Here is a 10,927-nt window from a genome sequence, read left to right as displayed (position 1 = left end):
TCCTCGCGCAGCTCACGGTCGTGTGGGTCTGCGAGGACGAGCCGATCCGGTACGCCGTGCCGGCGCCCCGGGTGGCCCGCGGTACCACCCCGCTTGGCGGTCAGGATCGACCGCCCGCTCGTTGGCCGGCTGTGACGGGCCGGACCCGTCCGGTTCTACTGGGCCGGTCACCCGGCTGTTCTTCCGGAGGCTCGCCGGTGATGGCCGGGTCATCGCCTTACGGCCGTCAAGGTTACCCGACCGCCCGCCGGGATCGCCGCCGAGTAACGGCGACCGCTCGTGGCGCCGCCACCTCGGTCCCCGCGCCGGCCGCCCCCTGGGCTGGCCGGGTGATCCGGATCCGGTGGGACGAGCCGACCCTGGCCGGTACCCGGCCCTCTGATCCCACCCGCGTCGACCGTGAGGCTGTCACGGTCGACGCGGGCGGGTGGTGGCGACAGCCTCAGGGTCGACCGACGGCGGCGAGGTCAGCGGGTCGGGGCGGGCAGGGTGGTCGTCCAGAGGGAGACCCCGTCGCGGTCGCGCAGGTGGACGGTGAAGGCGCCGGACGCGCCGTCGACGGCGACCTCACCGAAGTGCTGGAAGCCCTCGGCCGGGGAGGTGTTGGCCCGCGGCGGGGCGTTGACGAAGACCGCCTTCGGGCCGAACGTGCCGTCCAGGGCGTTCGGGCCGAACGCGCCGGCGTGCGCCGGCCCCGAGACGAACTCCCAGAACGGGGTGAACTCGGCGACCGACGCCCGGGCCGGGTCGTAGTGGTGCGCGGCGGTGTAGTGCACGTCGGCGGTGAGGAAGACGATCCCGGTCACCCCGGCCCGGTGCGCCGCGCCGAGCACCTGCGCGAACTCCAGTTCCCGCCCGGCCGGCGCGCCCGGGTCACCCTGCGCGACGCCCTCCTGGGCGGTGGCCCCGTCCGGCACCACCAGCCCGATCGGCAGGTCGGCGGCGATCACCTTCCAGGTGGCCGGGGACCGGGTCAGTTCCCGGATCAACCACTCCCGCTGTTCCCGGCCGAGCAGGCCACGCGCCGGGTCGGCGTAGGTGTTGCCGTCGTTGGGGTCCTTCCAGGTCCGCATGTCCAGCACGAAGACGTCCAGCCGCGACCCGTACGACAGCCGCCGGTACCGCGGCCCGTCGACCGGCGCCGGCAGCCACTCGTCGAACGCCTGCCGGGCCCGGGCGGCGAGCACGTCGACGCGGCGCTCGGTGTACCGCGCGTCGGTCAGGATCTCCCCCGGGTACCAGTTGTTGGTCACCTCGTGGTCGTCCCACTGGTTGATCTGCGGCACCTCCGCCACGAACGCGCGCAGGTGCTCGTCGAGCAGGTTGTACGCGAACTGCCCCCGGTACTCGGCCAGCGTCTCGGCGACCTTGCTCTTCTCCGGGGTGACCAGGTTGCGCCAGACCCGCCCGTCGGGCAGGGTCACCGTCTCGGCGAGCGGGCCGTCGGCGTAGACGGTGTCGCCGCTGCACAGGAAGAAGTCGGGCCGGGTGGCCCGCATGGCCCGGAAGATCGACATGCCGCCGAAGTCCGGGGCGATGCCCCAGCCCTGCCCGGCGATGTCACCGGTCCAGACGAACCGGACGTCCCGGCGGTCGTGCCGGTCGGGGGCGGTGGTCAGCGCGCCGGTCACCGGTTCGCTGGCCAGCCCCGGCCGGTCCAGGCTCTCCACCCGGACCCGGTAGTGCAACCGCTCGCCACCGGGCAACCCGCGCAGCCGCACCTTGCCGGTGAGGTCGCCGGTCGGGTCGAGCACCGGTCCGCGTACCCGCCGGGCGCCGCGGAAGTCCGGCCGGCGGCTCACCTCCACCAGCATCCGGCCGGGACGGTCGGCGCGGGTCCAGACCAGCGCCGAGTCCGCGGTCACGTCACCGCTCTGCACGCCGTGGGTGAGCACCGGTCGGCCGGTCGGCCGCCAGGCCGGTGCGGCGGGCGCGGCGGGCGCGCCGAGCAGGGCGCCGCCCGCGACACCGGCACCTGCGATCAGGCCGGCGCGCAGCAACGTACGTCGGTCAAGTTCGGTCATCGTTCCTCCCGGATCGGGGACTGCCCTCGTGGGTCTACCGGGCGGAGATGACCGGCGGCGGCGTGCCGGGTGACCGGGGCCGGAACTCCGGTGGTCCGGGTCGGTCCGGGGTGGCCCGGCCGACATGACCAGCGTCACAGCCCGGACCGTCACGCCGAGCCCCCGTCGCGTCGTCGTGTCGGTGTCACCACCACGGATCAGGGAGGTTGTCATGCAGCGGATCAACGCGGCCGAGGTGGCGCCGGAGGCGTACCACGCCGTCCTGGGGCTGGAGAAGTACGTCCGGGCCAACGTCGACCACACCGTGCTCCACCTGGTGAAGCTCCGGGCGTCGATGCTGAACGGCTGCGCGTTCTGCGTCGACATGCACAGCCGGGACGCGCTCGCCGAGGGCGAGTCGAGCCGGCGGCTCTTCGCGGTCTCCACCTGGCGGGAGGCGCCCTTCTTCGACGAGCGGGAGCGGACCGCGCTGGCGCTCACCGACGCGGTGACCCGCCTCGGCGAGCACGGGGTGCCCGACGAGGTCTGGGACGCGGCGGCGAAGGTGTGGCCCGAGAGGGAGCTGGTCGACCTGCTGATGGCCATCGCGACAATCAACGTGTGGAACCGCATCGCCGTGACCTGCCGGACCGATCTCCCGACGGACGTGTGACGGTCACCGACGCGACGCAGGCGGCCGGTGCGCTCGAGGCGCACCGGCCGATGCTGCTCGGTCTGGCGTACCGCCTGCTCGGCAGCCGGCACGACGCGGAGGACGTGCTCCAGGAGGCGTACCTGCGCTGGCTGGGGGCGGACCGGGCGGCGGTCGCCGAGCCGCGCCGCTACCTGTCCCGGGTCGTCACCCACCTGGCGCTGGACCGGCTGCGCGCCCGGCGGGCCGCCCGGGAGACGTACGTCGGACCGTGGCTGCCCGAGCCGGTGCCGACCGCGCCGTCACCGTTCGGGCCGCTGGACTCCGTCGAGCTGCGCGACTCGCTCTCCACCGCCCTGCTGCACCTGCTGGAACGCCTCACCCCGCCGGAGCGCGCGGTCTACGTGCTGCACACCGCCTTCGACCTGCCGTACGCCGAGATCGCGGAGATCCTGGACCGGTCGGTGGCGGACTGCCGGCAGCTGCACCACCGGGCGGTGGCCCGGATCGGGCAGGACCGGCGGCGGTTCACCGCCGGCCGGGCCGAGCAGGAACGGCTGCTGGACGCCTTCCTCGCCGCCGCCCGCGACGGTGACCTGACCGCGTTGACCGGGCTCGTGGCGAGGGACGCCACCGCCTGGACCGACGGCGGCGGCCGGGTCAAGGCGGCGCGCAACCCGGTCACCGGCGCGGACCGGGTCGCCCGCTTCTTCGCCGGCCTGTACGGCCCGGGCCGACACTTCACCGCGCGCCGGCTGGAACTCAACGGCCAGCCGGCCGCCCTGATCATCCGCCCCGACGGCGGCAGGTACGCGCTGACCCTGGGCGCCGCCGGCGGCCGGATCACCGGGTTCTACGTGGTCGGCAACCCGGACAAGCTGCCGTGGACGGCCTGACCGGACGGTCGTGCCGGGCCCGGCACGACCGTTGCTCGCGGCGTCGGTCGGCCGTCAGCCCAGCTCGGGGAACCAGAGCGCGATCTCGCGCTTCGCGCTGTCCGGCGAGTCGGAGGCGTGCACCAGGTTCTCGCGGTTGGACAGCGAGAGGTCGCCGCGGATCGTGCCGGCCGCCGCCTTGCGCCCGTCGGTCGACCCGACCAGCCCCCGCACCACGTCGATGACCTGGTCGCCGGAGAGCACCAGCGCCACCAGCGGACCGCCGGTCATGAAGTCCTTCAGCGGCGGGTAGAACGGCTTGTCCACGTGCTCGGCGTAGTGCTCGTCGGCCAGCGCGGCGTCCATGGTCCGGGACACCATCGCGTCGATCCGCAACCCCTTGCGCTCGAAGCGGGAGATCACCTCGCCGACCAGCCCGCGGCGGACCGCGTCGGGCTTGATCAGTACGAGGGTGCGCTCATCGGGGCTGCTGCTGGACACGCTGGGTTCCTCCTGTGCGCGGAAGGCGGCCGGGCTGGGTACGGTCAGCCTAGCGACCCGGTCCCGGCGCCGGCGCGGCGGCCGGTCTTTCCCCCGGCGGCCGATCCGGCCTAGCCTGGCCCTTGACCCCCGGGAGGTCCACAGTGGCGAATGGCGGGAACCGGCCCATCGCGCCGGTACGCAAGCTGATCGCCGCGGTGCTCGGCACCGTGGCCACCTTCGTGATCCTCTTCGGGCTGGGCATGACCAGCTGGGCCATCGTGGCGCTCGGAGCCGCCCTGCTGGTGCTGGCCATCGCGCTGGCCACCGTGCGCGGCGGCGGGCGCACCTGGGTGGTCGGCGTGGGCCACGTGCACAGCGCCTCCGAGCCGCCCACCCAGTACGCCTTCGGCCGCTGCGAGCTGCAACTGGTGATCGACGCGCCGGGTCTGCCGCCCCGGTCCAAGAAGATCATCGAGCCGCGGGTGCCGGTGGCGAAGTGGCCGTCGCTGGGGCAGACGCTGCCGATCCGGGTGGCCCTGGACGACCAGCGGCACGTCCGGGTGCTCTGGGACGAGGTGCCCACCCACGCCGAGTCCGCCGCCACCGTCGCCGCCGACCTCCCGCCCGAGTACGCGGGCCCGGATCCGCTGGACGACGTGCTGCTCCAGCAGGAGGCGCCGCCGTGGGCCGACCGTGCGCCGGACGACGACTTCCGGGACGACTTCCGCGAGCCGCTGGTCGACCCGCTGGGCGATCCACTCGGTGATCCGCTCGGCGGGGAGCCCGTCAGGCGCCCGGAGGAGCGCGAGCCCGTCGTGGTGCACCAGCGCCCCGGCGGGCCGGTCGTGCTGGAGGGCACCCTCGTCGAGCAGTCCACGACCGGCACCCTGCCACGCCGGGCCACCCCGACGCCCCGCCCGCCGGCCGAGGAGCGGTTCGACCCGCCGGCCCCGGCCGGCGGGCCCACCGACCCGCCCGCGCCGGCGGAGCCGCTCGACCCGATCGACCTGCCCCTGGACGACCCGATCCTGCCCCGGGCGCGCGAGGAGCGGATCAGCCCGGAGGAGCTGGACGAGGCGATCTTCGGCCCCGAGGCGACCACCGGCGCCGGCGACGGGACCACCGGGGTCGTGGAGGACGAGGACGATCTCGGCGCGCCGATCGCCGGGGTGGGCCTGACGCTGCTGGTCACCGACCTGCCGCGCTCGCTGGCCTTCTACCGGGACCTGGGCTTCAGCGAGGTCGACCGGGGCTCCGGCAACGCCGTCCTCGCCTTCGGGACGACCCGGCTGGTGCTGCGGGAGGTGACCGAGGCGGCGCCGATCAGCCGCCGCCTGGTGCACGTCAACCTCGAGGTGGACGACATCGACTCCGCGTACGAGCGGCTGCGCGGGTCCGGCGTCCGGTTCACGTACGCCCCCCGGGTGGTCAACCGGGGCACGAAGCTGGAGGTGTGGGCGGCCGCCTTCCGCGACCCGGACGGCCACGGCATCGCCCTCACCCAGTGGCGCGAACGCGCCGACGCCTGACCCCGCCGACGGGCTGACGCCTGACCCGTCAGCCCGTCAGCCCGTCAGCCGAGGATGACCCGGCGGACGTGCAGGGCGTAGGCCCAGACCAGGGCGAAGACGACGCCCAACGCGAGCAGCGACCAGTGCAGCAGGCCGGCCAGCATCAGCAGTCCCTGCAGGGCGGTGCCGGCGTGCCAGGCCCACGGCCGGCGCATCATGCCGGCCAGCAGCACCGCCGCCACGGCCAGCGCCAGGACCGCGCCGATCGCCGCGCCACCCAGGTCGCCGCCGACCATGCGGATCGGCTGGATGGCCAGGACCAGCACCAGCGCCTCCAGGATCAGCGTGCCGGCCCCCAGCCCGCGCACCGCCCGCTCCGGGTTCCGCAGTCCGGACCGTCGCGGCCCACCCGCCGGCGGACGGCCCGGGTCACCCCCGGCAGCCGTGCCCTCCGGGCGGTCGTCGCCCGCGGTGCCCCGCACCGGGCCGGTCATCGCTTCAGCAGCCGACGGGCGTCGGCCACGGTCACCACCGATCCGGTGACCAACACCCCGACCCCGCTCAGCTCCCCCGGTACGTCCTCCTCGGCCATCGCCACCGCCGTCTCGATCGCGTCCGGCATCTCCTCGGCGACCTCGACCCGGTCGGGGCCGAAGACCTCGGCGGCCAGCGCGGCGAGTTCCCGGGCCGGCATCGCCCGAGGCGAGCTGTTCCGGGTCACCACGACCTGGTCGACCACCGGCTCCAGCAGTTCCAGCAGGCTGGCCGCGTCCTTGTCGCCGAGGACGCCGACGACCGCCACCAGCTTGCTGAACGCGAACTCCTCCTGCAACGCGGTCACCGTGGCGGCCATGCCGTGCGGGTTGTGCGCACCGTCGAGCAGGATGGTCGGCGCGCTGCGTACCCGCTCGAGGCGGCCGGGCGAGGTGGCCGTGGCGAACCCCTCCCGGACGGTCTCGACGTCGAGCTGCCGCTTCGCGCCGGCGCCGAGGAACGCCTCCACCGCCGCCAACGCCACCGCCGCGTTCTGCGCCTGGTGGGCGCCGTGCAGCGGGATGAAGACCTCCTCGTAGACGCCGCCGAGGCCCTGCAGGGTGAGCACCTGCCCGCCGACGGCGACCGCCCGCCGGAGCACCCCGAACTCGGAGCCCTCCCGGGCGATGGTCGCGCCGACCTCGGCGCAGCGTTCCAGGATCGGCCGGGCCGCCTCCTCCTCCTGCGCGGCGGAGATGACCGTCGCGCCGGAGTGGACGATGCCCGCCTTGGCCAGCGCGATGTCCTGGATGGTGTCGCCCAGCCACTCGGTGTGGTCCAGCCCGATCGGGGTGAGCACGCACACCCCGGCCTGGATCACGTTGGTCGCGTCCTCGGCGCCGCCCAGGCCCACCTCGACCACCGCCACGTCCACCGGGGCGTCGGCGAACGTCGCGAACGCCAGCGCGGTGGTCATGTCGAAGTACGTCAGCGGCTCCGCCGAGCGCTCGTCCACCAGCCGGGCCAGCGGCTCGACCTCCCGGTACGTGGCGGTGAACCGCTCCTCGCCCACCGGCTCGCCGTCCAGGCTGATCCGCTCCCGGACGGTCTCCAGGTGCGGGCTGGTGTAGCGGCCGGTGTGCAGCCCGAACGCCCGCAACAGCGAGTCGATCATCCGGGCCGTCGAGGTCTTGCCGTTGGTGCCGGTCAGGTGGATCGACGGGTACGCCCGCTGCGGGCTGCCGAGCAGGTCCAGCAGCGACTCGATCTTGTCCAGCTCGAAGGCCATGCGGGTGAACCCGCGGCCCGCCAGCTCGGCCTCGGCGGCGGCGAAATCGGTGCGGTCGGTCACGAGGGCAGCGCCTCCAGAGCGGCGTCGATGCGGACCAGGTCGGCCTCGGCGACGGCGAGGCGGTCGCGGATCTTGGCGACCACCGGTTCCGGCGCCTTGCCGACGAACGCGGGGTTGTCGAGCTTGGCCCGGGCCTGCGCGGCCTCCTTCTCGGCGGCCGCCCGGTCCTTGGTGAGCCGGGCCCGCTCGGCGGCCACGTCGATCGACCCCCGGGTGTCCAGGGCCACGCTCACCTCGCCCGGCATGGCGAGGGTCGCGCTGGCCTGGAAGCCGTCGCCGGCCGGGTCCAGCCGCACCAGCGACCGGATGAGCGGCTCGTGCGCGGCGATGCCCGCGGCGGCCAGGCCGTCGAGCCGGGCGGCGACCCGCTGCGTCGGGCGCAGCCCCTGGTCCGAGCGGAACCGCCGGATCTCGGTCACCACCCGCTGGACGGTGCCGACCTCGGCCTCCGCGGCGTCGTCGACGAGGGTACGGTCGGCCGCCGGCCAGGCGGCCGTCATCACCGTCTCGCCCCCCGTGAGCGCGATCCACAGTTCCTCGGTGACGAACGGGATGATCGGGTGCAGCAGCCGCAGCAGCTGGTCCAGCACGTGCCCGAGCACCCGGCGGGTGGCCTCGGCGGCCGCGCCCCCCTCGGCGAGCACCGGCTTGGTCAGCTCCACGTACCAGTCGCAGACGTCGTCCCAGGCGAAGTGGTACAGCAGGTCGCACACCTTCGCGAACTCGTACGCCTCGAACTGCTCGTCCACCTCGGCGGTGACGTGCGCCAGCCGGGACAGGATCCACCGGTCGACGGTCGACAGCTGCTCGGCGGCCGGCAGCGGGCCGTCGGTGTGCGCGCCGTTCATCAGCGCGAAGCGGGTGGCGTTCCAGAGCTTGTTGCAGAAGTTGCGGGAGCCCTGGCACCACTCCTCGCTCACCGGCACGTCCTGCCCGGGGTTGCCGCCCCGGGCCAGGGTGAACCGGGTGGCGTCGGCGCCGAAGCGGTCGATCCAGTCCAGCGGATCGACCACGTTGCCGAACGACTTCGACATCTTCTTGCCGAACTGGTCGCGGACCATGCCGTGCAGGGCCACCACGTCGAACGGCTGCCGGCCGTCCATCGCGTACAGGCCGAACATCATCATCCGGGCGACCCAGAAGAAGAGGATGTCGTAGCCGGTGACCAGGACGCTCGTCGGATAGAACTTCGCCAGGTCAGGCGTCTGCTCGGGCCAGCCGAGCGTGGAGAACGGCCAGAGGGCGCTGGAGAACCAGGTGTCCAGGACGTCCTCGTCCTGACGCCAGCCCTCCCCGGCGGGCGGCTGCTCGTCCGGGCCGACGCAGACGACCTCGCCGTCGGGGCCGTACCAGACGGGGATGCGGTGGCCCCACCACAGCTGCCGGGAGATGCACCAGTCGTGCATGTTGTCGACCCAGGCGAAGTACCGCTTGGCCAGCTCGGCCGGCTCGATCCGCACCCGCCCGTCGCGTACGGCGTCGCCGGCCGCCTTGGCCAGCGGCGAGGTGTTCACGAACCACTGCAGCGACAGCCGCGGCTCGACCGTCGTACGGCAGCGCGAGCAGTGGCCCACCGCGTGCACGTACGGGCGCTTCTCCGAGACGATCCGGCCCTGCTCGCGCAGCGCCGCGACGATCGCGGGGCGCGCCTCGAAGCGGTCCAGGCCCTCGAACGGCCCCGGCATGGTGATCACGCCGCGCTCGTCCATCACGGTGAGCGCGGGCAGGTCGTGGCGCTGGCCGATCTCGAAGTCGTTCGGGTCGTGCGCCGGGGTCACCTTCACCATGCCGGTGCCGAAGGACGGGTCGACGTGCGCGTCGGCCACGATCGGGATGCGCCGCCCCGTCAGCGGCAGCTCGACCTCGGTGCCGATCAGGTGCTGGTAGCGCTCGTCGTCCGGGTGCACCGCCACCGCCGTGTCGCCGAGCATCGTCTCCGCCCGGGTGGTAGCGACGACCACCTCGTCGCTGTAGCGGATCGAGACCAACTCGCCGTCGTCGTCGGTGTGCTCCACCTCGATGTCCGACAGGGCGGTCAGGCACCGGGGGCACCAGTTGATGATCCGGTTGGCCCGGTAGATCAGGCCGTCGTCGTACAGCTTCTTGAAGATCGTCTGTACGGCGCGCGACAGCCCCTCGTCCATCGTGAAGCGCTCGCGGTCCCAGTCGACGGAGTCGCCGAGACGGCGCATCTGACCCAGGATGGCGCCGCCGGACTCGGCCTTCCACTGCCAGACCCGCTCGACGAACTGCTCCCGCCCCAGGTCGTGCCGGGACAGGCCCTGGGCGGCGAGCTGCCGCTCCACCACGTTCTGCGTGGCGATGCCGGCGTGGTCCATGCCCGGCAGCCAGAGCGCCTCGTAGCCCTGCATCCGCTTACGCCGCACCAGCGCGTCCTGCACCGTGTGGTCGAGGGCGTGGCCCATGTGCAGGGAGCCGGTGACGTTCGGCGGCGGGATGACGATGGTGAAGGGGGGCTTGTCGCTCTCCGCCGACGCCCGGAAGTGGCCGGCGGCTACCCAGTGCTCGTACCGTCGCTGCTCTACCTCGCCCGGCTGGTACTGGCCGGGCAGGGTCGGGGCGTCGGGGCGTTGGGCATCCAGTCTCTCGGTCACCCCGAAAGTCTACGGAGGGCTTCTCCGGACCCGACGTGCGCCACCTGCCGTTCGCGTACGGTGTCGGCTATGTCCGACGCACATCTCACCGAGCGGCCGGTCAACGACGGCTCCGAGCCGATCGACCTGACCGACGAGCCCATTCAGCTCAGCAACCAGGACCCGGAGCACGCCACCGGGCGGCGGGCGGGGCGGTCGCGGCGCCGGCGGGTGGCCTGGGCCGTGGCGGCGCTGGTCGGGCTCGCGGGCGCCGCCACCATCGGTACGGCCGGGTGGCGGGTGGCCCAGCAGAAGGACGCGGACCTGACAACCCCGGACCGGGTGGCGGGACTGGTCCGGGACGACAGCGAACGGGCCCGCAGCACGTCGGACTACCTGCGCAGCGGCTTCGCCGCCGACATCGACCTGGACGGCAGCTTCGGCACCGTCTACCGGGACCCGGCAGACGACAAGCGCTCGGTGCTCGTCTTCGGCGGCACGACGCTGCTCTGGCAGCCGGAGCGGGACCTGGACAGCCTGTTCGGCCTGCTGACCGACGAGACCGGCAAGGTGACGGGGCTGCGGGAGGTGCCCGCGGGCCGCCTGGGCGGCGTGATGAAATGCGGCACCACCAGCGGCGACGGCGGCGACTTCGCCGTCTGCGGGTGGGCCGACCACGGCAGCGTCGTGATGGCGATGTTCCCCGGCCGCTCCGTCGACGACGCCGGCGGGCTGTTCCGCGAGATGCGCGAGGAAATACAGACCCGTAAGTGACGCCTGCCCCGGGTCCGTGTCCGGTTGTTGGGGCAGGGGTGGTCGGGGCGGGCCCTCTGCCTGAGCTCGTTGTGTTGTCGGTGGGTGGGCGGTGGGTGCTGTCTGAGCGTTTGTTGCGGTGTCGGGTGGGTGGGGTGGGGCCTGCCGTGCCCGGCTCCGGGCGGTCAGCGAGGTGAAAATGGCCCAGCGCGCCCCGCACCACCCCCCCCC

9 protein-coding genes are annotated in these 10,927 nt (G+C 73.8%); 4 read left to right on the top strand and 5 right to left on the bottom strand.

Annotated elements, in window-relative coordinates; all coding sequences use genetic code 11:
• Positions 1-467: 467 nt before the first annotated feature.
• Positions 468-2,024 carry an alkaline phosphatase D family protein gene (locus tag ABZ793_RS22470; RefSeq protein ID WP_357460326.1) on the bottom strand — a complete coding sequence of 519 codons (1,557 nt, stop codon included), beginning with the start codon at positions 2,022-2,024 and terminating at the stop codon, positions 468-470.
• Positions 2,025-2,235: 211 nt separating this feature from the next.
• Here ABZ793_RS22470 and ABZ793_RS22465 point away from each other — a divergent pair, with 211 nt between their 5' ends.
• Both ABZ793_RS22465 and sigJ read left to right on the top strand, forming a co-directional pair.
• On the top strand, positions 2,236-2,676 hold the full coding sequence (locus ABZ793_RS22465; RefSeq protein ID WP_357460323.1) for a carboxymuconolactone decarboxylase family protein: 441 nt from the start codon (positions 2,236-2,238) through the stop codon (positions 2,674-2,676).
• Positions 2,673-3,551: an RNA polymerase sigma factor SigJ gene (sigJ, locus tag ABZ793_RS22460; protein WP_357460320.1), complete on the top strand. Its 879-nt coding sequence runs from the start codon at positions 2,673-2,675 to the stop codon at positions 3,549-3,551. The genes ABZ793_RS22465 and sigJ overlap by 4 nt, the downstream gene beginning before the upstream one ends.
• 54 nt (positions 3,552-3,605) lie before the next feature.
• On the opposite strand, the gene ndk is transcribed toward sigJ, so the two are convergent.
• Complete coding sequence (gene ndk / locus ABZ793_RS22455; RefSeq protein ID WP_350684456.1) at positions 3,606-4,031, bottom strand: nucleoside-diphosphate kinase; 426 nt, start codon at positions 4,029-4,031, stop codon at positions 3,606-3,608.
• Between the two features lie 143 nt (positions 4,032-4,174).
• Between ndk and ABZ793_RS22450 the strand changes: the two genes are divergently transcribed.
• On the top strand, positions 4,175-5,542 hold the full coding sequence (locus ABZ793_RS22450) for a VOC family protein (RefSeq protein WP_357460316.1): 1,368 nt from the start codon (positions 4,175-4,177) through the stop codon (positions 5,540-5,542).
• 44 nt (positions 5,543-5,586) lie between these two features.
• On the opposite strand, the gene ABZ793_RS22445 is transcribed toward ABZ793_RS22450, so the two are convergent.
• From ABZ793_RS22445 to ABZ793_RS22435, 3 genes are read right to left on the bottom strand one after another with little or no spacing between them, the layout of a single operon-like run.
• Positions 5,587-6,018, bottom strand: a complete 432-nt coding sequence (locus ABZ793_RS22445) for a DUF4233 domain-containing protein (protein ID WP_357460313.1) — start codon at positions 6,016-6,018, stop codon at positions 5,587-5,589.
• The gene (locus ABZ793_RS22440; protein ID WP_357460310.1) at positions 6,015-7,349 is read right to left on the bottom strand and encodes a folylpolyglutamate synthase/dihydrofolate synthase family protein; all 1,335 of its coding nucleotides are present in this window, start codon (positions 7,347-7,349) and stop codon (positions 6,015-6,017) included. The genes ABZ793_RS22445 and ABZ793_RS22440 overlap by 4 nt, the downstream gene beginning before the upstream one ends.
• The gene (locus ABZ793_RS22435) at positions 7,346-9,964 is read right to left on the bottom strand and encodes a valine--tRNA ligase (protein ID WP_357460307.1); all 2,619 of its coding nucleotides are present in this window, start codon (positions 9,962-9,964) and stop codon (positions 7,346-7,348) included. Before ABZ793_RS22435 ends, ABZ793_RS22440 begins: the two co-directional genes overlap by 4 nt.
• A 69-nt stretch (positions 9,965-10,033) precedes the next feature.
• Between ABZ793_RS22435 and ABZ793_RS22430 the strand changes: the two genes are divergently transcribed.
• Positions 10,034-10,717, top strand: a complete 684-nt coding sequence (locus ABZ793_RS22430) for a hypothetical protein (RefSeq protein ID WP_357460304.1) — start codon at positions 10,034-10,036, stop codon at positions 10,715-10,717.
• The last annotated feature ends 210 nt before the right edge of the window (positions 10,718-10,927 follow it).

The organism is Micromonospora sp. NPDC047465 (genome assembly GCF_040643125.1).
GTDB lineage: Bacteria > Actinomycetota > Actinomycetes > Mycobacteriales > Micromonosporaceae > Micromonospora.
The sequence above is the reverse complement of the archived record's forward strand: the minus strand, read 5'-3'. Positions and strand labels throughout refer to the sequence as shown.

Bases quoted from the DNA above. Each gene is read 5' to 3' on its own strand.
- ABZ793_RS22470 (WP_357460326.1), bottom strand. From the start codon at position 2,024: ATGACCGAACTTGACCGACGTACGTTGCTGCGCGCCGGCCTGATCGCA.
- ABZ793_RS22465 (WP_357460323.1), top strand. From the start codon at position 2,236: ATGCAGCGGATCAACGCGGCCGAGGTGGCGCCGGAGGCGTACCACGCC.
- ABZ793_RS22445 (WP_357460313.1), bottom strand. From the start codon at position 6,018: ATGACCGGCCCGGTGCGGGGCACCGCGGGCGACGACCGCCCGGAGGGC.
- ABZ793_RS22430 (WP_357460304.1), top strand. From the start codon at position 10,034: ATGTCCGACGCACATCTCACCGAGCGGCCGGTCAACGACGGCTCCGAG.